22 protein-coding genes are annotated in these 21,572 nt (G+C 68.5%); 12 read left to right on the top strand and 10 right to left on the bottom strand.

Annotated features, from left to right (window positions below):
* Positions 1-47: 47 nt before the first annotated feature.
* Complete coding sequence (map, locus tag ACU0DV_RS14335; RefSeq protein ID WP_100928051.1) at positions 48-857, bottom strand: type I methionyl aminopeptidase; 810 nt, start codon at positions 855-857, stop codon at positions 48-50.
* A gap of 130 nt (positions 858-987) precedes the next feature.
* Here map and ACU0DV_RS14330 point away from each other — a divergent pair, with 130 nt between their 5' ends.
* From ACU0DV_RS14330 to ACU0DV_RS14310, 5 genes are all read left to right on the top strand, one after another.
* A complete protein-coding gene (locus tag ACU0DV_RS14330) occupies positions 988-1,629 on the top strand; it encodes a hypothetical protein (protein WP_446241921.1) in 642 nt (213 codons plus the stop codon).
* A 71-nt stretch (positions 1,630-1,700) separates the two neighbouring features.
* Positions 1,701-2,360, top strand: a complete 660-nt coding sequence (locus ACU0DV_RS14325; RefSeq protein WP_100928053.1) for a histidine phosphatase family protein — start codon at positions 1,701-1,703, stop codon at positions 2,358-2,360.
* Positions 2,361-2,462: 102 nt separating this feature from the next.
* On the top strand, positions 2,463-3,518 hold the full coding sequence (locus ACU0DV_RS14320) for a saccharopine dehydrogenase (protein ID WP_446241922.1): 1,056 nt from the start codon (positions 2,463-2,465) through the stop codon (positions 3,516-3,518).
* Positions 3,515-4,645, top strand: coding sequence for a saccharopine dehydrogenase family protein (locus ACU0DV_RS14315; protein ID WP_446241923.1), 1,131 nt, complete (start codon positions 3,515-3,517; stop codon positions 4,643-4,645). The genes ACU0DV_RS14320 and ACU0DV_RS14315 overlap by 4 nt, the downstream gene beginning before the upstream one ends.
* Before the next feature lie 23 nt (positions 4,646-4,668).
* On the top strand, positions 4,669-5,121 hold the full coding sequence (locus tag ACU0DV_RS14310) for a hypothetical protein (protein ID WP_100928055.1): 453 nt from the start codon (positions 4,669-4,671) through the stop codon (positions 5,119-5,121).
* Between the two features lie 130 nt (positions 5,122-5,251).
* Here ACU0DV_RS14310 and ACU0DV_RS14305 read toward each other — a convergent pair whose 3' ends face one another.
* From ACU0DV_RS14305 to ACU0DV_RS14295, 3 genes are read right to left on the bottom strand one after another with little or no spacing between them, the layout of a single operon-like run.
* A complete protein-coding gene (locus ACU0DV_RS14305; protein ID WP_446241924.1) occupies positions 5,252-6,376 on the bottom strand; it encodes a CaiB/BaiF CoA transferase family protein in 1,125 nt (374 codons plus the stop codon).
* Entirely contained in the window at positions 6,373-7,059 is a 687-nt protein-coding gene (locus ACU0DV_RS14300) for a DsbA family protein (RefSeq protein WP_100928057.1), read from the bottom strand. The genes ACU0DV_RS14305 and ACU0DV_RS14300 overlap by 4 nt, the downstream gene beginning before the upstream one ends.
* Before the next feature lie 20 nt (positions 7,060-7,079).
* Entirely contained in the window at positions 7,080-7,634 is a 555-nt protein-coding gene (locus tag ACU0DV_RS14295) for a DUF721 domain-containing protein (RefSeq protein WP_283982192.1), read from the bottom strand.
* A gap of 79 nt (positions 7,635-7,713) precedes the next feature.
* On the opposite strand from ACU0DV_RS14295, the gene mutY reads away from it, so the two are divergent.
* The 3 genes from mutY to ACU0DV_RS14280 all read left to right on the top strand — a co-directional run bounded on the left by mutY (position 7,714) and on the right by ACU0DV_RS14280 (position 11,046).
* Positions 7,714-8,772, top strand: coding sequence for an A/G-specific adenine glycosylase (gene mutY, locus ACU0DV_RS14290; protein ID WP_446241925.1), 1,059 nt, complete (start codon positions 7,714-7,716; stop codon positions 8,770-8,772).
* 60 nt (positions 8,773-8,832) lie between these two features.
* The gene (locus ACU0DV_RS14285; protein ID WP_100928060.1) at positions 8,833-9,966 is read left to right on the top strand and encodes an alkane 1-monooxygenase; all 1,134 of its coding nucleotides are present in this window, start codon (positions 8,833-8,835) and stop codon (positions 9,964-9,966) included.
* Positions 9,967-10,125: 159 nt separating this feature from the next.
* Positions 10,126-11,046, top strand: coding sequence for a manganese-dependent inorganic pyrophosphatase (locus ACU0DV_RS14280; protein ID WP_446241926.1), 921 nt, complete (start codon positions 10,126-10,128; stop codon positions 11,044-11,046).
* A gap of 125 nt (positions 11,047-11,171) precedes the next feature.
* Here ACU0DV_RS14280 and sfsA read toward each other — a convergent pair whose 3' ends face one another.
* Complete coding sequence (sfsA, locus tag ACU0DV_RS14275) at positions 11,172-11,879, bottom strand: DNA/RNA nuclease SfsA (RefSeq protein ID WP_446241927.1); 708 nt, start codon at positions 11,877-11,879, stop codon at positions 11,172-11,174.
* A gap of 67 nt (positions 11,880-11,946) precedes the next feature.
* On the opposite strand from sfsA, the gene ACU0DV_RS14270 reads away from it, so the two are divergent.
* The 4 genes from ACU0DV_RS14270 to ACU0DV_RS14255 are packed head-to-tail and all read left to right on the top strand — an operon-like array spanning position 11,947 to position 14,922.
* Complete coding sequence (locus ACU0DV_RS14270; protein WP_100928063.1) at positions 11,947-12,669, top strand: competence/damage-inducible protein A; 723 nt, start codon at positions 11,947-11,949, stop codon at positions 12,667-12,669.
* Positions 12,670-12,678: 9 nt separating this feature from the next.
* Positions 12,679-13,425, top strand: a complete 747-nt coding sequence (locus ACU0DV_RS14265) for a GNAT family N-acetyltransferase (RefSeq protein ID WP_100928064.1) — start codon at positions 12,679-12,681, stop codon at positions 13,423-13,425.
* Positions 13,422-13,991 carry a peroxidase-related enzyme gene (locus ACU0DV_RS14260; protein WP_446241928.1) on the top strand — a complete coding sequence of 190 codons (570 nt, stop codon included), beginning with the start codon at positions 13,422-13,424 and terminating at the stop codon, positions 13,989-13,991. Before ACU0DV_RS14265 ends, ACU0DV_RS14260 begins: the two co-directional genes overlap by 4 nt.
* Positions 13,966-14,922 (top strand): OmpA family protein, encoded by a 957-nt coding sequence (locus ACU0DV_RS14255; protein WP_446241929.1) that lies wholly within the window; start codon positions 13,966-13,968, stop codon positions 14,920-14,922. Before ACU0DV_RS14260 ends, ACU0DV_RS14255 begins: the two co-directional genes overlap by 26 nt.
* On the opposite strand, the gene ACU0DV_RS14250 is transcribed toward ACU0DV_RS14255, so the two are convergent.
* The 5 genes from ACU0DV_RS14250 to ACU0DV_RS14230 form a co-directional block, all read right to left on the bottom strand.
* The gene (locus ACU0DV_RS14250) at positions 14,923-15,672 is read right to left on the bottom strand and encodes a metallophosphoesterase family protein (RefSeq protein ID WP_446241930.1); all 750 of its coding nucleotides are present in this window, start codon (positions 15,670-15,672) and stop codon (positions 14,923-14,925) included. It lies immediately after the preceding gene.
* A gap of 203 nt (positions 15,673-15,875) precedes the next feature.
* Positions 15,876-16,781 (bottom strand): LysR family transcriptional regulator, encoded by a 906-nt coding sequence (locus ACU0DV_RS14245; protein WP_100928068.1) that lies wholly within the window; start codon positions 16,779-16,781, stop codon positions 15,876-15,878.
* 189 nt (positions 16,782-16,970) lie between these two features.
* A complete protein-coding gene (locus ACU0DV_RS14240; RefSeq protein WP_446241931.1) occupies positions 16,971-17,531 on the bottom strand; it encodes a type 1 glutamine amidotransferase domain-containing protein in 561 nt (186 codons plus the stop codon).
* A gap of 101 nt (positions 17,532-17,632) precedes the next feature.
* Entirely contained in the window at positions 17,633-19,051 is a 1,419-nt protein-coding gene (creD, locus tag ACU0DV_RS14235) for a cell envelope integrity protein CreD (protein ID WP_446241932.1), read from the bottom strand.
* A 95-nt stretch (positions 19,052-19,146) separates the two neighbouring features.
* Positions 19,147-21,171 carry an oxidoreductase gene (locus ACU0DV_RS14230; protein WP_446241933.1) on the bottom strand — a complete coding sequence of 675 codons (2,025 nt, stop codon included), beginning with the start codon at positions 21,169-21,171 and terminating at the stop codon, positions 19,147-19,149.
* Positions 21,172-21,572 lie beyond the last annotated feature (401 nt).

Genomic DNA, 21,572 nt, shown 5'->3' with positions numbered 1-21,572 from the left:
TCCGCGGGTCGCGCCCGCGCTGCCGCCCGGGGTCAGGGCGACAGGCGTCAGTAGGTCGGGTGGAACCGGCCTGCGGGCGAGAGGGTGAAGATCTCCACCCCGTCCGAGGTCACGCCGACCGAATGTTCGAACTGCGCCGACAGCGACTTGTCGCGGGTCACGGCGGTCCAGTCATCGCCCAGCACCTTGGTTTCCGGGCGGCCGAGGTTCACCATCGGTTCGATGGTGAAGAACATGCCCTCTTCCAGCCGCGGGCCGGTGCCCGGGCGGCCGTAGTGCAGGACGTTCGGCGGGGCGTGGAACACCCGGCCCAGCCCGTGACCGCAGAAATCGCGGACCACCGACATGCGGTGTCCTTCCACGAAGGTCTGGATGGCGTGGCCGATGTCGCCGAAGGTGTTGCCGGGCTTCACCGCCTCGATGCCCTGCATCAGCGCATCGTGGGTGACCTCGATCAGCCGCTCGGCCTTGCGCGGCAGCTTGCCCGCCACGTACATCCGCGAACTGTCGCCGAACCAGCCGTCGAGGATCACGGTCACGTCGATGTTCAGGATGTCGCCGTCCTTCAGCTTCTTGTCGCCGGGGATGCCGTGGCACACCACGTGGTTGACCGAAATGCAGGACGCATGCTGGTAGCCCTTGTAGCCGATGGTGGCGGAGGTGGTGCCCAGCTCGGTCACGCGGCGGGTGATGAAATCGTCGAGCTCGCCCGTGGTCACGCCGACGTCGACCTTGTCGGCGACCTCGTCGAGGATCTGTGCCGCGACCTTGCCTGCCGCATGCATGCCGGCAAAGTCCGCTGCGTCATGGATGCGGATGCCCTCTCGGGTGATGCGGCCTGCGGTATCCTGGTTCAATGCGCGTCTCCGTTCGCTTTCTGCATGATTTAAGCGCTTTTGACCGAAGATGCCAGAGCGTCAGCTTGGCAATGCGGCCCGGTGCGGGCTACGATTTGCCCTGTTTTCCAGACCGAACGGATTTTCAGCCATGCGACATTTCCTTCCGCTTGTTGCCTGTCTTGCCCTTGCCGCGCCTGCCCCGGCCCTTGCCGACGACTGCCGCGACCGGATCGCGGCCATGTTCGACGGCGGCCCGCTCGACCCCTTTGCCCGCCCGCCGCACAGCTTTGTCGGCACGACCTACGACGCCGAAGGCACCGTCCGCTGGGTCTACGAGGCGCGTTACGAGACGGCGCTGAAGACGGTCGGGGGCATGAGGGGCGGGCAGCAGATCCTGCTCGACGGCTCGGACAGCTGGATGGGCGAGACGCCGGATGGGCCGTGGACGAAGGCGCCGAACCTGATGCCTGCCGACCACGAGGGCTTCATCCGCACGCAGATGGCGCAGAACGTGAAGAACCTCGACCGCACGGATTGCCCCGGCATGGTGGATGTGGAGGGCATGACGCTGGAGAAGTTCGTCTATTTCACCAGGACAGATCCGATGCCGGACGCCGCGGGTGCGTGGTTCGGCGCGCTCAACACCGTCTTCGTCGATCCCGGCACCGGGCGGGTGATGCGGTGGGAGACCTCCGAAAGCGTGGCACATTACGCGTCCGAGCCGTCCGGCGACGTGCAGGTGAACGTCTATACCTACGATCCCGCGATCACCGTCACCCCGCCGATGTGACGGCTTTATGAACCTTTTCCTCCGGCGCGCGGCGGCGTAAGCCGCGCGTGAGTATTGGAAAGGACCTTCCCATGTCGCACGTCACCCTTGTCCGCCACGGCCAGGCCAATTCCTCTGCGCGGGACGAACTGGGCTATGACCGCCTGAGCGAGCTTGGCTGGCAGCAGGCAGAGTGGCTGGGCGGCTGGTTCCGCTCCACCGGCGAGAAGTTCGCGCGGGTCTACACCGGCACGCTGCGCCGCCACGTCGAGACCGCCGAGGCCATTGCGCCCGACTGCCTCGAAGGACCGATCCGCGACCCCCGCCTGAACGAACTGGCCTATTTCGACCTCGCCACGCTGGTCGAGGCGCAGCACGGGCTGAAGATGCCGGGAGACCGCGAAACCTTTGTCGCGCACATGCCGAAGATGTTCGGGCTGTGGCAGGAGGACCGGATCGAGGACGCGCCGGAAACCTTCGCCGCCTTCGAGGCCCGCGTCCGCGAAGCCCTGACGGAGATCGCCGAGGGCGAGGGCCGCGCGCTGGTGGTGACCTCGGGCGGGCTGATCGGCATGGCGATGCGGATCGTCATGCGGCTGGACCTGACGGCGCTGGCGCATGCCTGCCTCGCGATCGAGAACACCTCGCTCCACCGCATCCAGCCGCTGCCCAGCGGGCTGGCGCTGACGCAGTTCAACGCGCTGCCGCATCTGGACACACCCGAACGCCTGTTCGCACGCAGCCACCTGTAAGGCCGCCCCGGACCGTTCCCGCGCCGGAAGGGCGCTTTCCCCTTGAACCCCGGCGCGGGGGACGGTTCCCTGCGCGCAACCACGAACACGGGAGACACGCGCTTGACCCACCTCTGGATCCGTTCCGAAAGCCGCCCCAACGAGGAGCGCGTCGGCCTGACGCCGGAGGGGGTGAAGGCCCTCCGCGCGAAGGGCATCGCCGTGACGGTGGAGGAAAGCCCCCACCGCGTGCTGCCGCTGGAGGATTTCACCGCCGCCGGGGCCGATGTCGCGCCGGAAGGGGCCTGGCCAGACGCGCCGCCGGAGGCCATCGTCTTCGGCCTGAAGGAACTGCCGGAGGACGGCACGCCGCTGCGCCACAGGCACATCATGTTCGGCCATGCCTTCAAGCGGCAGACCGGCTGGGACGGCTTCCTGCGCCGGTTCGGCGAGGGGGGCGGCGCGCTCTACGATCTCGAATACCTCGTCGACAAGGACAACCGGCGCGTCGCGGCCTTCGGTTTCTGGGCGGGCTACGCCGGTGCCGCGGTCAGCGCCCTGGCCTGGGCGGCGCAGGCGCGCGGCGAGGTCTGCGGCCCGGTCAGCACCTGGAAGGACGCCGAGGCGCTGCAGGACGAGGTGCGCGCGGCGCTGTCGGACGCCCCGCAGGCCAGCGCGCTGGTGATCGGTGCACTGGGGCGCGTGGGATCGGGGGCGCAGAAGCTGTGCGAACAGGTGGGCATCCCGGTGACCGGCTGGGACATGGCGGAGACCGCCCATGGCGGCCCCTTCCCCGAAGTGCTGGAGCACGAGCTGTTCTTCAACTGCATCCTCGCCATGCCGGGCGTGCCGGTCTTCGTGCCGGCGGACGCGGGCGGGCGGGTGCGCCGGCTGGGCGTGATCGGCGACATCGCCTGCGACCCGACAAGCGACTACAACCCCGTGCCGGTCTACGACGCCGCCACGAGCTGGGAGGCGCCGGTGGTCCGGGTGCACGACGCACCGCCGCTGGACGTGATGGCCATCGACAATCTGCCCTCTCTCCTGCCGCTCGAATCCTCGCTGGATTTCGCGGCGCAGCTTCTGCCGCACCTCCTGACACTCGACCGGATCGGGGGAGGTGTCTGGGGCGCGGCACGCACTACATTCGATGAACATCTGAAGGAGGCCATGGCATGACGGTACACTGGATCGGAACGGGGCTGTCGACGGTCCCCGGACTGCGGCGGCTTATCGACGAGGGCGTGCCGGTCGTGGTCTGGAACCGCACGGTGGACAAGGCCCGCGCGGCGGTGGGGGACCGGGACGTGGAGGTTTGCGCCTTTGCGCCCGAGGTCCTGAAGGGCGCGCTGTCGGAGGGCGACGTGGTCGTGTCGATGCTGCCCGCCGACTGGCACGTGCCGCTGGCGGAGTTGGCGCTTGAGGCGGGCGCGCAGTTCGTCTCTTCCTCCTACATCTCGCCGGAGATGCGGGCGCTGGCGTCGAAGGCACGGGCGGCGGATGCGCGGCTGGTGAACGAGGTCGGCCTCGACCCCGGCATCGACCACCTGATGGCGCACTGGCTGGTGGCCGATTACAAAGCCTCGCCCGCCTTCGACAAGGCGAACGCGGTTTCCTTCACCTCTTATTGCGGCGGGGTGCCCAAGGTGCCGAACGCCTTCCGCTACAAGTTCTCCTGGGCGCCGGTGGGCGTGCTGAAAGCGCTGCGCTCGCCCTCACGCTCGATCCGGCACTACGAGGAGCTGGAGGTCGCGCACCCCTGGGACGCGCTGACCCGCTACGACGCGCCGCTCGACCCGCCGGAAAGCTTCGAGGTCTATCCGAACCGCGATTCGCTGCCGTTCATGGCGGAGTACGGCTTTGGCGGCGACTGGCAGGTGAAGGACTTCGTGCGCGGCACGCTGCGGCTGAACGGCTGGGCGGAGGCGTGGAAGGACATCTTCGCCGAGGCGCCCGGCGCCTCCGACGCGCGCCTGCAGGAGATCGCCGACAAGCTGCTGGCCGAGAACGGCTATGACGAGGGCGAGCCGGACCGCGTGGTGCTGTGCGTGTCGCTGAAGGCGGAGCGCGACGGCACGCCGGTCTACCACAAGACCTGGGTGATGGACGCCTGGGGCGACGCGCGCGGATCGGCCATGGCGCGGCTGGTGTCGGTGCCGGTGAGCTGGGCGGTGCAGTCGGTGCTGGCCCGCGAGGTCCCCGCCGGCGTGACCGCCGCACCGTCCGACCCGCGTCTGGTCAACCGCTGGCTCGACGGCGTGAAGGGGCTGGCGCAGCGGATGACGGTTGTGGATCACCTTTCGTGAAGGAGTGAGTCGAGGATAAACGCATGAAGATCTGGGCATTCTTGATATTCTGGCCGGGCGCCGTCGCGGCGGGGCACACGGTCTGTCACGAGGTTCTGGCGGTGGAGGGCTGGCAGGCGTCGGCCTTTCCGTCGGGCATCGTCCATGACGTTCAGGTCACGGGCGAATGGACGATCGCGGACGGGGTCTACGATCCGGTCGGCGCGCCGGGATACCACGGCCCCGCGGCCAAGCGCATGGCCGAGAGCGGCGTGGACCGCGTGAACGCCCGGGCGGCCTATGGCACGCTTCTCTACAGGGTGCCGGAGAACGGCGGGTCGCGGCAGGGCACATGGGCCGCCTTCAGGACCACGCTCGATTCCACCGGCCCGTTCCGTGTGCACGGCAAGAAGGTGGAATTCCGGATCAACGAGACCGACCCGGGGCTGAGCGACAACGCCGGTGCCCTGTCCGTATGCGCGATGTATTCGGAGTGACGGCAGGGGCGGCGTGAAACCCCGCCCTACGAGGTGCCGGACGTCCGGTGCGACGATCCGGGGGGTGGAGGGGGCGCTGCCCCCGCCCCTGCGGGGCCCCCCGAGGTATTTTGCGCCAAGATGAAGGGTGTCAGTCCGCCTTTGGCAACCGTGGCGCGGCGCGGTCGAGGGTGAGATCGGCGTCGGAGAAGCGGAAGGGCGAGCGGACGCCGGGTATGCCTTCGGGCGCGATCTGCAGGCCACGGGCCCTGACCTGCGGGTCGGCAAAGACCTCTGCCATGTCGTTGATCGGGCCGGCGGGAATGCCTTCGGCCTCGCAGGCGGCCAGCAGGTCGTCCTTCGCCAGTTGCCGGGTGCCGTTTTCCAGCGCCTCCGTCAGTTGCGCGCGATGCGCAATGCGGGCGGCGTTGGAGATGTATTCAGGCTGTGTACCCAGCTCTTCCATGCCGAGCACGCGGGCCAGCCGCCGGAACTGCGCATCGTTGCCGGTGGCGATGATGATGTGCCCGTCCCTGCATTCGAAGACCTGGTAGGGCGTGAGGTTGGGGTGGTAGTTGCCGGTGCGTTCCGGCGGTGTGCCGGTGGAGAGGTAGTTGAGCGCCTGATTGGCCATGGCGGCCACGGCGCAGTCCAGCAGAGCCATGTCGATGTGCTGGCCGCGCCCGGTGCGGTCGCGCTGGTGGATCGCGGCGAGGATGGCGGAGACGCTGTAGAGCCCGGTGAAGAGGTCGGTGATCGCCACGCCCGCGCGCTGCGGTTCGCCGTCCGGGGCGCCGGTGATCGACATGAAGCCCGACATGCCCTGGATGATGTAGTCGTAGCCCGCGCGGTGCGCATAGGGGCCGTCCTGCCCGAAGCCGGTGATCGAGCAGTAGACAAGGCGCGGGTTGAGTTCGGCCAGCGAGGGATAGTCGAGACCGTATTTCGCCAGCCCGCCGACCTTGAAGTTCTCGATCAGGATGTCGGCATCCGCCACGAGGTCGCGGACCTGCGCCTGCCCCTCGGGCGTGGTCAGGTCCACGGCGACCGAGGTCTTGCCCCGGTTGCACGAGTGGAAATAGGCGGCGGTGTGATCGTCGTCGCGGTCGATGAAGGGCGGGCCCCAGCGGCGCGTGTCGTCGCCTGCGGCAGCCTCGACCTTGACGACCTCGGCGCCCATGTCGGCCAGCGTCTGGCCGGCGAAGGGGCCGGCCAGGATGCGGGCCAGCTCGACGACCCTGAGGCCTTCGAGCGGGCCGCGCGGGGCGGAGGTCATTCGCCGAGCTTCTCGTCGAGAATCTTGGAGAAGTCCTGGTAGCTCATGTTCGAGTACTTCTGGCCGTCGATCATGAAGGTCGGGGTGGAGTCGACGCCGTCACGCTTGGCGTTCTCCTGGAACCAGACCAGCAGGGTGCGCAGCTTGTCGCCGTCGGCGAGGCAGGCGTCGAGCTGTTCGTTGTCGAGCCCGGCGATGCGGCCGATCTTGCGCAGCTCGTCCGCCACACCGGCGTCGTTGCCGTCACGCGCGGGAGCGAGGATGGTGTCCTGGCCCTTGTAGATCAGGTCGGTGATGCCGAAGAACTTCTCGGGGCCGCCGCAGCGCGCGATCATCGAGCCCCACATGCCGTACTTGTCGAAGTAGACCTCGCGGTAGACGAACTTCACCTTGCCGGTGTCGACGTAGTTCTTCTTCAGCTCGGGGATCAGCGTCTTTGCCGCGTTGGCGCAGTGCGGGCATGTATACGACGCGTATTCGATCACCTCGATCGGTGCGTCGGGATCGCCCATGACCATCTCGGTGATGGTGGAGGTGTCGACCTCTGCCGTGCTTTCCTGCGCGTTGGCCGCGCCCGGAAGCGCGATGTTCGCGCCCGTGCCCTGCCCGCCTTGCGTGATGTACCACGCGCCGCCTGCTGCCAGTCCCAGCGCCACGAGGGCGCCCGAAAGGATCCTGTTCATCTGTCTTGCCTCTCTTGAGTTCAGTCCGCAGAGCGGGGCTCGCGCCGCCCTGCCTTCGATATGACGTTTGCCCCCAGTCGTTCAAGCGCTGCGCGCAGGCCCTCGTCGGTCACGGCCTGCGCCGCCTGCCGGGCCTCTGCCACCGCCTGGGGATCGGGGGTACGGTCGTTTTCCGCGGGTTTGCGGTGCCGGAAGTCCGCCTGCCCCTCGGCAAAGCCGGTGGGCGCGGTCTGGGTCAGGATGACATGGCGGATCGCCGGGTAGCCGTAGACGGCGTTGATCCGGTCGAGGATCTCGCGCTTGCGCATCTCGAGCATCGGGGCAAAGGCGCCGCGGGTCAGGATGACCAGCTTGGCGCCCTGCGAATCGTTGGTCGTGCCGTCGTAGCGGACACGGCCGTAGCGCACCTCGACCGGGCGGCACATGCCGGCCAGCTCGGCGCCGACGATTTCCTCCCAGTGGGTGAGGATGCGGGACTTGGCAAAGCCGCGCGTCTCCGAGGCCTTGCGGATCTGGCCCGACAGCAGCTTCTCGGTCCGGGCGAACCCGTATGTGGTCGACTTGCGTTGCGCCATGATTGACTCCCCGTACGGGAGGCTATTCTAAGGCCACGGCCCCCGGGCGCCAGCCCCGAAGTTCATGAGGTATTCACCCTTGCGTGACCCCGCCGATGCCGCAGACCTGCTGCAATGGTACGACCGCCATGCCCGCGACCTGCCGTGGCGTGTGGGACCGCGTGCGCGGGCGGCGGGCGTCAGGCCCGATCCCTACCGGATCTGGCTGTCGGAGATCATGCTCCAGCAGACGACCGTGGCGGCGGTGAAGGACTATTTCCGTGTCTTCACGGAGCGTTGGCCGACGGTCGAGACGCTGGCCGCCGCGCCGGACGCGGAGGTGATGGCGGCCTGGGCGGGGCTGGGATACTATGCCCGCGCCCGCAACCTGCTGAAATGCGCACGGGTGGTGACGGCGGATCACGGCGGGGTGTTCCCGGCGGATCACGACGTGCTGCTGACCCTGCCGGGGGTGGGCCCCTACACGGCGGCGGCGATCTCGGCCATCGCCTTCGACGCGCCCCGGGTGGTGGTCGACGGCAACGTGGAGCGGGTGATGGCCCGCCTCTACGACGAGCACACGCCCCTGCCCGCGGCCAAGCCGATCCTCACGGACCACGCGGCGGCGCTGACGCCGGACGCGCGGCCCGGGGACTATGCGCAGGCGGTGATGGACCTTGGCGCCACGATCTGCACACCCAAGCGCCCGGCCTGCGGGCTCTGCCCCTGGCGGACCTCCTGCGCGGCCTGGGCCAACGGCACCGCGCTGGAACTGCCGAAGAAGGCCCCGAAGAAACGCAAGCCGGTGCGGCAGGGGGTGGCCTACCTCGCCCGGCGCGTGGACGGGGCGTGGCTTCTGGAGACGCGCCCGGACAAGGGGCTGCTGGGCGGGATGCTGGGCTGGCCCGGGACCGACTGGCTGGACGTGGAGGGCCCCGCCCCGGAGGAGGACCCGCCGATTCGCGCCGAATGGAAGACGGTCGGTGGCGAGGCGCGGCACACCTTCACTCACTTCCACCTGAGGCTGGTGGTGAAGACCGCGCTGGTGCCCATGGACCGAAAGCCACACCGCGGGGATTTCATCGCGCTGCCGGATTTCAGCCCCAGTGATCTGCCAACGGTGATGCGGAAGGCCTTTGACCTCGCGCAAGGCAGGTGATGCGCGCTTGGGTCAGGGTCGCGTCAGAGCTATAACGGACCCGAACACCGGAGCAGTCCCATGATCCCCGCCGCGCATGTCGCCCGCTTCACCGCCGCGCTTCCGTTCTTCCTGTCCTTCCTGCTGATTCCGCTGGTCTGGATCGGCGCGGTCAGGGGCGGGGCCTGGGTGCTGCTGACGCCGCTGGCGACCTGGTACCTGTTCTCGGCCATCGACATCCTGACCGGGCTGAACACGCAGAACGCCGACCTCGACACGACGGAGGACCAGCTGTTCTGGTACAAGCTTCTGACGCAGCTCTGGGTGCCGGTGCAGTTCCTGACGCTTTTCGGGCTGATCTGGTACGTCAGCCGCGCCGACCACCTGAACGGCTGGGAGATCTTCGGTGTGATGTTCGGCACGGGCGTGATGACGGGCACGGTGGGGATCGTCTACAGCCACGAACTGCTGCACCAGAGGAACCGGTTCGAGCGCTGGCTGGGCGACATTTTGCTGGCCATGGTGCTCTACTCGCATTTCCGCAGCGAGCACCTGCTGGTGCACCATCGCTATGTCGGCACCCCGCGCGACCCGGTAACCGCGCGCTACAACGAGGGCTTCCACCGGTTCTATCCGCGCGTGCTGCGGGAATCGCTGCAGTCGTCCTTTCGGGCGGAGCGCGACATGCTGGCCCGCAAGGGGCTGCCCTGGACCCACCGCAGCAACCCGTTCTGGCGCTACTGGGCGCTGCAGGCGGGCATGCTGCTGCTGGCTCTGGCGCTTGGCGGCTGGCTGGGCGCGGGGCTCTTCCTCGTGCAGGCCGGCGTCGCGATCTGGCAGCTCGAGGTGGTGAACTACGTCGAACATTACGGGCTGACCCGCAAGCACCTCGGCGACGGGCGCTACGAACACGTGCTGCCGCGCCATTCGTGGAACGCCTCGCACCGGGCGACGAACTGGCTGATGATCAACCTCCAGCGCCACTCCGACCACCATTACAGGCCCGACCGCCGCTTTCCGCTGCTCCAGACCTACGACGAGACCGAGGCGCCGCAGCTGCCCTACGGCTATCCGCTGATGGCCATGGCGGCGATGGTGCCGCCGGTGTGGAAACGCGTGATGAATCCGAAGGTCCGGGCCTGGCGGGCCCGCTATTACCCGGAGATCACCGACTGGTCCCCCTACAACAAGGCGCGCCATCCGATGCCGAGATAAAAGACCTTTCGGACGAAAGGTCTTTGGCGGCGAAGACTTTTCGTCCGAAAAGTCTTCCTGGCCCCGGCTGGAAGGTCGCACCCCGGCGGCTGCGGGGTGACAATGCCGCGCTGCGGCGGTATAGGGCGCGCGACATCATTTGCCTTTCAAGGACACGCCATGACGACGCTCGTATTCGGCCACAAGAGCCCCGACACCGATTCCACCGGCAGCCCGATCCTCTGGTCCTGGTACCTCAACGAGGTGAAGGGCGAGACCGCGAAGCCCGTCCTCCTGGGCGAGCCCAACACCGAAGCCGCCTTCATGCTGGAGCACTGGGGCCTCGCCAAGCCGGAGATCATCTCCTCGGTCGAGGCCGGCGCGCCGGTTGTCATCGTCGACACCAACAACCCGGCCGAGTTGCCGGCGGACATCAATGCCGCCGACATCCGTGCGATCATCGACCACCACAAGCTGGTCGGCGGGCTGGAAACCAAGGGTCCGATCGACATCACCGTGCGCCCGCTGGCCTGCACCGCGACGATCATGGTCGACATGATCGGCTCCGACATGGAGAAGTGCCCGCGCGAGGTCCGCGGCGCCGCGCTGACCTGCATCCTCTCCGACACGCTGGAGTTCCGTTCGCCCACCACCACGCAGCACGACCGCGACGTGGCCGAGGGTCTGGCCCGTGACCTGGGCGTCGACCTGAGCGACTACGCGGCGAAGATGTTCGCGGCGAAGTCCGATGTCTCCGCCTTCTCCGACGCGGAGCTGATCCGGATGGATTCCAAGGAATACGAGGTCGACGGCACGAAGTTCCGCGTCTCCGTCCTTGAAACCACTGCGCCCGAGATCCCGCTGGGCCGCAAGGACAGCCTGATGGAGACCTTCAAGACCGTCGGGGCCGAGGACGGCGTGGACCAGGTCCTGCTGTTCGTCGTGGACATCCTGAAGGAAGAGGCCACCCTGCTGGTCCCGAACGACCTTGTGAAGGGCGTGGCAGAGAAGTCCTTCGGCGCGACCGTGTCCGGCGACACCGTGGTCCTGCCGGGCATCATGAGCCGCAAGAAGCAGATCATCCCGAACCTCAAGGTCTGAGGCGGGCGCGATCCTGCGCGTTGTTTTCCGGGCGCCCCTGCCGATGCGGGGGCGCCTTTTTCGTGCCGGGTCGGGGGCTCTGCCCCCGCTTCGCTCCCCCGAGGTAATTGGGCCAAGATGAACGGTCAGGGGGCGCGGAAGGGCAGCGGCTGGCCGAGGTCGATGCCTTCGGGTCCGATCCGGCAGCCGAGGGCCAGGGTTTCCACGCCCGATGCGCCGGCCCGTGCGAAGGCCTCTGCATAGGCCGGGTCGAGGTCGGGGGCGAGGGTGACGGTGCGGGCGTCGGTGCGCTGCACGAGGTAGAGCATCACCGCGCGGTGCCCCTGCCCTGCCATCGCGGCCAGTTCGCCCAGGTGTTTCGCGCCGCGGGCGGTGCGGCTGTCGGGAAACTCCGCGAGGCCGGGCCGGCGCGAGAGGGTGACGGACTTGACCTCGACATAGGTGTCGGGCCGCCCGGCGCCTGTCAGCAGGAAGTCGATGCGGCTGTTCTCGCCATACTTCACCTCGGGCCGGACGGTGTCGTACCCGGCGAGCCCCGCGACCTCTCCCGCCGTGAGGGCGTCCTTCAGCACGCGGTTGGCGGCGCCGGTGTCGACGCCGGTGAAATGGCCGCCGCCGTGATCGACCAGCCGCCAGGCCCATTTCAGCTTCTTCTTCGGGTCGTCGTTGGGTTCCAGCCAGATCCGCTGGCCCGGATCGGCGAGGCCCAGCATCGATCCGGGGTTGGCGACATGGGCGGTCACCTGCGTTCCGTCGTCCAGCGTGCAGTCCGCCAGGAACCGCTTGTAGCGGCGTTCGAGGGTCGCAGGCACCAGATGTGTTTGAAAGCGCATGGAGCGGGCCCTATACGTTAACCACCCGGAGGCGCAAGGCGCCCGGGGCCAAGAGGAGGTGCCGCCCATGCCCAATCCCACCGCCGCCATGCTGGTGATCGGGGACGAGATCCTGTCCGGCCGGACGCGCGACAGCAACATGCACCACCTCGCGCAGGAATTCACCCGGCACGGCATCGACCTGCGCGAGGTGCGCATGGTCTCCGACGACCGGGCGGCGATCGTGGCGGCGGTCAACGCGCTGCGCCAGGCTTTCGACCACGTGGTGACATCCGGCGGGATCGGGCCGACGCATGACGACATCACCGCCCCCTGCGTGGCCGAGGCCTTCGGCGTGCCGATCTCGGTCAGGGAGGACGCACGCGCGATCCTGCAGGCGCATTACGACCGCTCCGGCACCGAGATGAACGAGGCGCGGCTCCGGATGGCGCGCATCCCCGACGGCGCCACGCTGATCGACAACCCGATCTCCGCCGCTCCCGGGTTCAGCCTCGGCAACGTGCACGTCATGGCGGGTGTCCCGCAGATCTTCGAGGCGATGGTGGCGAGCCTGCTGTCGACGCTGGTGGGGGGCGCGCCGCTCCTGTCGCAGACCCTGCGCGTGCAGCGCGGCGAGGGGATGGTGGCGGAACCGCTGGGCGCACTGGCCGAGGAGTTCTCGGACCTGCAGTTCGGGTCCTACCCGTTCCAGAAGGACGGCATCTTCGGCACCAACGTGGTGGTGCGCGGCACCGATGCCGGGCGGCTCGACGCCGCGATGACGCGGCTCAACGCCCTCTTCGGCGACTGAAGGACGAAGATGATCCACCTCAAACCCGATCTCTCGCGGCTGTTCTCGGTCCTCGACACCACATGGCCCGCCGCGGCGCGGGTGGAGACCGGCCCCTGGACCCTGCGCGAGGGGCGTGGCGGCGGCAAGCGGGTGTCGGCGGCCACGGCGCGCGGGGCCTGGCGGGTGGACGACCTGACCGCCGCCGAGACGGCGATGCGGCTGATGGGGCAGCCCGCGCTCTTCATGATCCGCCCGGGGGACGAGACACTCGACATCGCGCTCGAGGCGCAGGGTTACGACCGGGTCGATCCGACGAACTTGTGGCTCGCGCCGATCGACCACCTGACCGACCTGAAGCTGCCGCGCGTCTCGGCCTTTGCCATCTGGGAGCCGCTGGCGATCATGAACGAGATCTGGGAGGACGGCGGCATCGGCGAGGCGCGGCGGCGGGTGATGGACCGCGCGCCCGAGCCCAAGACCGGCCTCTTCGGGCGGGTGTCCGACCGGCCCGCCGGCGCGGGCTACTGCGCGATCCACGAAGGCGTCGCCATGGTGCACGCGCTGCACATCCTGTCCGAACACCGCGGCAAGGCGCTGGGGGGCTGGATGATGCGCTGTGCCGCACTCTGGGCCGCCCGGAAGGGCGCGCGCTGGATGGCCTGCGCCGCCACCGCCGAAAACGCGGCGGCCAGCGCGCTTTATGCGTCGTTGCACATGGAGGTCGCCGGGCAGTACCATTACCGGATGTACCAAAGCGAAGGCGAAGACGCGTGACCGACACCAGACCCACGGCCCTGAACCTGCCCATGGTGGACCCTCTGCCGGAGGCGACGCAGAAATACTTCGACGTCTGCCAGGACAAGCTCGGCATGGTGCCGAACGTGCTGAAGGCCTATGCCTTCGACATCGACAAGCTCAACGCCTTCACCGCCATGTACAACGACCTGATGCTGGCGGACTCCGGCCTGACCAAGCTGGAGCGCGAGATGATCGCGGTCGTCGTGTCCTCGGTCAACAAGTGCTTCTACTGCCTGACCGCCCATGGCGCCGCCGTGCGCGCGCTGTCGGGCGATCCGAAGCTGGGCGAGATGCTGGTGATGAACTGGCGCGTGGCCGACCTGTCGGAGCGCCAGCACGCGATGCTCTGGTTCGCCGAGAAGATGACCAAGGCCAGCGCCGAGATCGGCGAATACGACCGCGAGGCGCTGCGCGATGCGGGCTTCAGCGACCGCGACATCTGGGACATCGCCAATGTGACCGGGTTCTTCAACATGACCAACCGCGTCGCCTCTGCCACGGACATGCGCCCGAACGATGACTATCACGCGCAGGCGCGCTGATACCCGGCGGGGGCTGGCCGCGGCTGCGGCGCTGGTCCTGCTTGGCGGTCCCGCGTCGGCGCTGGACCTGCCGCTGCCGGGCTCGGCAGAGCAGACCTTCCGCACGGTGCAGGACCCCGGGGTCTACGCCCTGCCCACCGGGCCGTGGGCGGAGGACGCGCTGCCCACCCGGCGGGTCGAGGGGCGGGTCGAGGTCGAATCTTGGCGGGTGGCCAATTCCGGGCTGACCACCTTCCAGTTGCTGAAACCGCTGCGCGACGCGCTGGTGGCCGAAGGGTTCGAGATCGTGCTCGACTGTGCGGCGCTGGTCTGCGGCGGCTTCGACTTCCGGTTCGCGACGCTGGTGGTGCCCGCACCGGAGATGTTCGTCAGCCTCGACAACTTCCAGTTCCTCTCCGCCACCGGGCCGGAGGGCGGCGCGGTCTCGGTGCTGGCCAGCCGCGGCGCGTCGGACGGCTATGTGCAGGTGATCCGCGCCGGGCAGGGCGTGCAGGCGGAGATCACCCGCGACGCCCCTGCCCCGGTGCAGACGCCCGGCCCCGCTGCCGACCCGGGCGACATTCCCGCCACGCTGGAGCGGGACGGCCACGTGACGCTGTCGGACCTCGTGTTCCGGTCAGGGTCGACCGACCTCGGCGGCGACGACATAGCCTCCCTCGACGCGCTGGCGCAGTACCTTGCCGACAATCCCACCCGGCGCATCCTGTTCGTCGGCCACACCGATGCAACCGGCTCGCTCGAGGCCAACCAAGGCGTCTCGCTGCGCCGGGCGCAGGCCGCCGTCGCCTACCTGCGCAACCGTCACGACACCGACGCCACGCAGATCGGGGCGGAGGGCGCGGGCTACCTCGCCCCGGTGGCCAGCAACCTCACCCCCGAAGGGCGCGAGGCCAACCGCCGCGTCGAGGCGGTGCTGATCTCGACCGAATGACTACCTGAGCCAGCCGGTGCCCACCGCCCGCACCCAGGTCTGGCGCCCATGCGCGCGGGCCATGCCGACCATGCGGCTGGCGTCGTAAGGGACGTGATGGTGGCTGCTGGCCCAGCCCGCCGGCGTCCGCTCCACCGTGGCATAGCAGGCCTCGGGCGTTCCGGCCTCGATCACATGGGGCACCGGGGAATCGTCGTCGTAGCCGGGGCAGCCGACGCTGCCGGGGTTCAGGATCGTGCGCCCGTCCGTCAGGGTGACACGGCGCGGGATATGGGTGTGCGCGCAAAGGCAGAGTGGCGCATCCACCGTCGCCAGCGCCGCGATCTCGGCCCGCGGGCGCAGCTGCGCCTCGGCGGAGGGACCGAGCTTGTCGAGCCAGTAGATCCGGTCGCTGTCGGGTGTGCCGTGGCAGAGGAACACTTCGCCCATATGGCAGTTCGGCGGCAGCGACCGCAGCCAGTCGAGGTGATGCGTCTCCAGCTGGTCGAAGGCCACGCGGTCGGACGGCCCCATGTCCCCGGGCGCGAGGTCGGTCAGGTAGCGGTCGTGGTTGCCCCGGATGCAGAGGATGTCGCTGGCCACCAGCACCTCCGCCACCTCGCGCGCGGCGAGCGGCCCGCTCAGGTGGTCGCCAAGCGCCACGATCCGCGTGATGCCCCGCCGCGCGATGTCCGCAAGCACCGCATGCAGCGCGTCGGCGTTGCCGTGGATGTCGGCGATGACGGCAAGGGGTGTGTCGGTCTCGGTCACGGGTCGGCCTCCGGATCATTGCAGCCCAGCAAGCCGCATCCCGCCCCCGTCTTGCAAGGCCCGTGGCACACCGCACGACTGCCCGCCGGCGCGCATGATGAAAAAAAACCCCCGACGACTTCTGTCATCGGGGGCCAGTCTGCCTAGCATCAGGCGGGGAAACTGATCTTGTCGTCGTACCGGGGGTGCTCAGGCCCCGGGTCTTACCACTTCTGCGGGCCCTTTTCGGCAAAGGCATGCACAAGGAAGTCGATGAAGGCGCGGACCTTGGGCTGCGTGAAGCGGCCCGGAGGATACACGGCGTATACACCCTGCATTTCCATCGGCAGATCGGGGATCGCATCCTCGACCAGTCCCTGCTCCATCGCGTCGTGATAGAGGTAGGACGGCAGGTAGGCGATGCCGAGACCGGCGATGCAGGCGTTCAGAAGGGACTGCCCGTCGTTGACCGTCAGCCAGCCCGCGGTGCGAACCTGCCGCTTTTCGCCCGAGGGCGCGGTCAGCTTCCACACGTTGCCGGAGGCCTGGTTGGAGTAGTGCAGCAGCTTGTGCTCGTTCAGGTCGTCGATCCGCGCGGGGCGTCCGTATTTCTCGAAATAGGCGGGCGAGGCGATCATGCGCTTCGTCGTCTCGGTCAGCTTGCGGGCGCGCAGGGTGCTGTCCTCAAGCTCGCCGATGCGCACGGCCATGTCGAACCCTTCGGAGATCAGTTCGACGTAGCGGTTGTTCAGCACCATGTTCACGGTGATGTCGGGGAATTCGGCAAGGAATTCGCCCAGCACCGGGCTCAGGTGGTTCACGCCGAAGTCCGTCGCCACGCTGATCCGCAGAAGGCCCGAGGGCGCGGACTGCATGGAGGTGACAAGCGCGTCGGCCTCTCCGGCATCGTTCAGGACGCGGCGGGCGCGGTCGTAGTAGGCCAGCCCGATTTCGGTGGGGGACACGCGCCGGGTGGTCCGGTTCAGAAGGCGGGCGCCAAGGCGCGCTTCCAGGCTCGAGACGTGCTTGGACACGGCCGACTTGGAAATACCCATCTTCTTTGCCGCGTCGGTGAACCCTCCCTGATCCACGACGGTGGCGAATGCTTCCATTTCGGTCAGACGATCCATTCCCGTCTCCTCGTCCAGTCTTGTTCCCGTTGCTTATGAAAGCGAACAGGGGCCGAAATGGGGCGGGGTAAGGACAATATCGCGGTTTCTGCAGGGACTGGCGAACAGAGGGAAACAGGTTAACCGGGCCGGCAAACGAAAACCCCCGGCGCAGGGGCCGGGGGTTCCGTTCGGGATACAAAGGTAGGATCAGGCGGCCTTGCGACCGTGGGTGCCTTCCTCGATCTCCTCGACGATCTTCGCGACGAAGTCCTTCAGGTCGTCGGGCTTGCGGCTGGTCACGATGCCGTTGTCGGCCACGACCGAAGTGTCCATCACCTTGGCGCCCGCGTTCTCAAGATCCGTGCGGATCGAGGTGTAGCAGGTCATGCGGCGACCGGCGACGATGCCTGCCTCGATCAGGACCCAGGGCGCATGGCAGACCGCGGCGACGACCTTGCCCTGGTCATGGAAGGTACGCACCAGTGCCAGCACCGATTCCTCGACGCGCAGCAGGTCGGGGTTGATCTGGCCGCCGGGGATCACCAGCGCGTCGTAGTCATGCGGGTTGGCATCCTGGATCTTCAGGTCGGCCTCGGCCTCGCGGCCCCAGTCGGACCCTTCCCAGCCCTTGATCGCCTTGCCGTCGAGCGTGGCGACATGCACCTCCGCGCCCTTCGCGCGAAGCTGGTCGCGGGGAAATTCCAGTTCGGATTGCTCGAAGCCGTGGGTGGCGATGATCAGTACCTTGGTTTCTGCGATATTCGGCATGGGTGCCTCCTGTCGTATGTTTCATATGCGCGGCACATGTGGCGCGCTCTGACAGGAAAACGGTCAGACCCCGGGCAGAGTTCCTGCCCGGGGCCCCCGGATCAGCCTTCCGTCGCGGGAGGCGGCGGTGCCTCGGACGTGGTGCCGAGGAAGGGCCGGCGCCCTTTCGGCTTGTCCGCGTCGGGGCCGTACCAGTCCTCGTTGCGGGTGACGATCATGGTCAGCGCCAGCGCGAGGAAGGCCAGCGTCGACCCCGCCAGAAGCGCGTAATCCGCCGAGCGCAGGATCAGGTAGAGCACCGCGTAGACCACGACCAGCATCGCGCCCAGCACAAGCGCCCGGCGGCCAAGGTTCAGCGCCACCACCCCGAAGAGCGTGAGCAGACCGATCACCGCCGCGCTCGACAGCGCATAGGCCACGGCAAAGCCCAGGTGTTCGGCATAGGACACCATCAGGAGCACGAAGGTCGTCTGCGCCAGCCCGGCCAGGATGTACTGCACGGGGTGCGCGGGCCGCCCGGTGCCCCGTTCGGTCAGCAGGATCGTCAGGAAGGTCAGCGCGATGAACAGGATGCCGTAGCGCGCCGCGCGATAGGCCTTCTGGTAGAAGTCGTTGGGCGTCAGGTACTCGACCCCGAAGGTGGTGCGGCGGGCCGCCTCGTCGGGGTCTTCCAGCCCGGCCTGCGGCATCGACCGCGCGAGGTGCGGGATCGTCCATTCGGCGGTAAAACCCTCGTCCGTCACGGTGGACCCGTCCGGCAGGAAGGCGCCGGTGAACGAGGGGTGCGGCCAGTCGCTGACCATCGTCACGCGCGAGGTGCGCCCCACCGGCGACACCATCATCAGCTGCGCGCCGTTCATGCCGAGCCGCATCTCGTAACGGCCCCGCTCCCGCGGATCGCCGACCAGCGCCTTCACCCCGGAGCGCTGAGACATGGGCTCAAGGGCCAGCGCCTCGCCGCCCTCCTCCAGCCGCGCCTCGCCGCGCAGGGAGCGGTTGTCGTAGACGCCGAACCAGATCTCGGCCTGTTCCCAGAGCAGCCGCTGATCCGTGTCGACCAGCCGCTCCGCCGCCGCGGTGTCGAAGTCGAACCCGGCCTCCACCTGCGCGGTATAGACCGGCACCCGGAAGATGCCGCGCCTGCGCTCCTGCGTTTCGGTCGCGATGTCCACGTCGAAGGCTTCGGGCAAGAGGTGCACCGGGGCACTGGTCTCCTGCACGGTCTCCCGGAACCGCTCGAACAGGTCCTCACCGGTGTCCGGGTCGGTCAGGACGACGCCGGTCTCCGGGTCGACCCTGGGCCGGGTCGCCACCCGCGTCACCGTGGTTTCCACCGGGATGACAAGCTGCGGGCCATAGACGTACTGCCGGCCGCCCCACTCCTCGCCGACGCTGTTGATCGTCGCCTCCGAGTAGGACTTCCGCGAATTCACCACCTCCGCCGCAAAGAACAGCGGGATGAACATGAGAAGGGTGAGAAGGCCGACGATAAGGAACCGTCGACCGGATGATCTGAGCATGGCAATGTCCTCCGATTAATCACTTCGGCGAACATGCCGCCCCGGCTGTGCAGGCGCGCCCTGACAATTCTGCAGGGTTCGTGCAGGCCGGATCGTCAGAGCGTCGCCGCCAGCCGCACCCCCTGGTCGATGGCCCGCTTGGCGTCCAGTTCCGCCGCCACGTCCGCGCCGCCGATCACATGGCAGGTCCGGCCCGCCGCCTCAAGCGCATCCGCAAGGCCGCGCGCGCTGACCTGCCCGGCGCAAAGCACCACGGTGTCGCAGGCGATGACCTCGGGCCGCTCGCGCGCCTCGCCGTAGGAGATGTGCAGCCCCGCGTCGTCGATGCGCTCGTAATTCACGCCCGCCTTCATCTGCACGGCCTTCATCTGCAACCCGGCGCGGTGGATCCAGCCGGTGGTCTTGCCCAGCCGCTTGCCCGGCTTCTCCGCCTTGCGCTGCAGCATCACCACCTCGCGCACCGGCGCGTCGGGCTGCGGCCCCTCCGGCGCCAGGCCGGACCGTGCCTCTGCCGGGTCGGTCACGCCCCATTCGCGCATCCAGTCCGGCAGGCTCTCCGTCGGGCTGTCGCCGGTCACGAGGAACTCCGACACGTCGAAGCCGATGCCGCCCGCGCCGATCACCGCCACGCGCTTGCCCGCCTCCGCGCCGTGGCGCAGCACGTCGATGTAGCCCAGCACCGAAGCGTGGTCCTGTCCGGGGATCTCCGGGTCGCGCGGGCTGACGCCCGTTGCCACGATCACCTCGTCGAAGTCCTTCAGGTCCTCCGCACCCACGCGCTGCCCCAGGGCCAGCGTCACGCCGGTCTCGGCCAGCATCGCGCCGAACCAGTCGACCAGCCCGTGGAACTCCTCCTTGCCGGGGATGACCTTGGCCATGTTCAGCTGCCCGCCGACCTCATCCGCCGCGTCGAACAGCGTCACGGTGTGGCCGCGCTGCGCGCAGGTGATCGCCGCCGACATGCCCGCCGGGCCCGCGCCCACCACGGCCACGGTCTTCGTCACCTTGGCGGGTGCGACCACCAGCTCCGTCTCGAACCCGGCCCTCGGGTTCACGAGGCAGGACGACACCTTGCCCGAGAACGTGTGGTCGAGGCAGGCCTGATTGCAGGCGATGCAGGGTGCGATCAGGTCCGACCGCCCGGCCTCCGCCTTGGCGACGAAGTCCGGATCGGCAAGGAACGGCCGCGCGAGGCTCACCATGTCGGCGCAGCCCTCCGCCAGCACCTGTTCCGCCACCTCCGGCGTGTTGATACGGTTCGAACAGATCAGCGGCACGCCCACCTTGCCCATCAGCTTCTGCGTGACCCATGCGAAGGCCCGGCGCGGCACCGATGTGGCGATGGTCGGCACCCGCGCCTCGTGCCAGCCGATGCCGGTGTTGATGATCGAGGCGCCCGCCGCCTCCACCGCCTGCGCAAGCTGCACCACCTCCTCGTGGGTGGAGCCGTTGGGGATCAGGTCGATCATCGACAGCCGGTAGATCAGGATGAAGTCATCGCCCACCGCCGCGCGCACGCGCTTCACCACCTCCACCGGCAGCCGCATCCGGTTCTCGTAGGAGCCGCCCCAGCGGTCGGTGCGCTTGTTGGTATGGGTCACGAGGAACTGGTTCAGGAAATACCCTTCGGAGCCCATCACCTCCACCCCGTCATAGCCTGCCTCGCGGGCGCGGGCGGCGGCGGTGGCGATGTCGGCGATCTGCTTCTCGATGCCTTCCTCGTCCAGCTCCTTCGGCGGGAAGGGGCTGATCGGGGATTTGACCGGGCTGGGCGCCACGCAGTCGGGACCGTAGGCATAGCGGCCCGCGTGCAGGATCTGCATGGCGATCAGCCCGCCCGCCTCGTGCACGCGGTCGGTGACGATACGGTGGTTGGCGATGTCCTGAGGGGTATAGAGGCCCGCCGCCCCGGGAAAGACGCCGCCTTCGTTGTTCGGGGCCATGCCACCCGTCACCATCAGCGCGACGCCGCCCCGCGCGCGGGTCGCGTAGAACTCCGCCACCCGGTTCCAGTCGCCCCGCTCCTCGAGGTTGGTGTGCATGGACCCCATCAGCACGCGGTTCTTCAGCGTGACATGCCCAAGGTCGAGCGGGCGCAGCAGGTGCGGATATGACGTCATGTGTGGACCTCCCTCTTTGGCTGGCACCACACACCATGACCCGCCCGCCGTCCACGTCAACGTGGCGTCATTGGTGTTTGGGGCACCTTCCCGGAAGGCCGCCCGGCGGTGCATGGCGCGCCCGGCGAAGACGGGCCGCGCCCGCACGAGGTGCGCCCGTGATCCCGGGAGACGGGCCGCGAAGACGACCACCCCCGTCAGCCGTCATGGCGTCGCGCCCGAAGGCATCCCGGGGGTCCGCCCTCCCTTCCGTCTCTCCGACGCGGATCTCATCCTCGACGGCGCCGCGCCACGGCTGCCGAAGGCGGACTCTCTCCCTTCATCTTGGTGCAAAATACCTCGGGGGGCCCCGCAGGGGCGGGGGCAGCGCCCCCTCCCCCGGACACGAAAAAGGCGGCGCA

This window comes from Sagittula sp. (genome assembly GCF_052825245.1).
This window is presented reverse-complemented; position numbering and strand designations above follow the sequence as displayed.

Bases quoted from the DNA above. Each gene is read 5' to 3' on its own strand.
- ACU0DV_RS14330 (WP_446241921.1), top strand. From the start codon at position 988: ATGCGACATTTCCTTCCGCTTGTTGCCTGTCTTGCCCTTGCCGCGCCT.
- ACU0DV_RS14325 (WP_100928053.1), top strand. From the start codon at position 1,701: ATGTCGCACGTCACCCTTGTCCGCCACGGCCAGGCCAATTCCTCTGCG.
- ACU0DV_RS14315 (WP_446241923.1), top strand. From the start codon at position 3,515: ATGACGGTACACTGGATCGGAACGGGGCTGTCGACGGTCCCCGGACTG.
- ACU0DV_RS14310 (WP_100928055.1), top strand. From the start codon at position 4,669: ATGAAGATCTGGGCATTCTTGATATTCTGGCCGGGCGCCGTCGCGGCG.
- ACU0DV_RS14305 (WP_446241924.1), bottom strand. From the start codon at position 6,376: ATGACCTCCGCCCCGCGCGGCCCGCTCGAAGGCCTCAGGGTCGTCGAG.
- ACU0DV_RS14300 (WP_100928057.1), bottom strand. From the start codon at position 7,059: ATGAACAGGATCCTTTCGGGCGCCCTCGTGGCGCTGGGACTGGCAGCA.
- ACU0DV_RS14295 (WP_283982192.1), bottom strand. From the start codon at position 7,634: ATGGCGCAACGCAAGTCGACCACATACGGGTTCGCCCGGACCGAGAAG.
- ACU0DV_RS14285 (WP_100928060.1), top strand. From the start codon at position 8,833: ATGATCCCCGCCGCGCATGTCGCCCGCTTCACCGCCGCGCTTCCGTTC.
- ACU0DV_RS14280 (WP_446241926.1), top strand. From the start codon at position 10,126: ATGACGACGCTCGTATTCGGCCACAAGAGCCCCGACACCGATTCCACC.
- sfsA (WP_446241927.1), bottom strand. From the start codon at position 11,879: ATGCGCTTTCAAACACATCTGGTGCCTGCGACCCTCGAACGCCGCTAC.
- ACU0DV_RS14270 (WP_100928063.1), top strand. From the start codon at position 11,947: ATGCCCAATCCCACCGCCGCCATGCTGGTGATCGGGGACGAGATCCTG.
- ACU0DV_RS14265 (WP_100928064.1), top strand. From the start codon at position 12,679: ATGATCCACCTCAAACCCGATCTCTCGCGGCTGTTCTCGGTCCTCGAC.
- ACU0DV_RS14255 (WP_446241929.1), top strand. From the start codon at position 13,966: ATGACTATCACGCGCAGGCGCGCTGATACCCGGCGGGGGCTGGCCGCG.
- ACU0DV_RS14245 (WP_100928068.1), bottom strand. From the start codon at position 16,781: ATGGATCGTCTGACCGAAATGGAAGCATTCGCCACCGTCGTGGATCAG.
- ACU0DV_RS14240 (WP_446241931.1), bottom strand. From the start codon at position 17,531: ATGCCGAATATCGCAGAAACCAAGGTACTGATCATCGCCACCCACGGC.
- creD (WP_446241932.1), bottom strand. From the start codon at position 19,051: ATGCTCAGATCATCCGGTCGACGGTTCCTTATCGTCGGCCTTCTCACC.
- ACU0DV_RS14230 (WP_446241933.1), bottom strand. From the start codon at position 21,171: ATGACGTCATATCCGCACCTGCTGCGCCCGCTCGACCTTGGGCATGTC.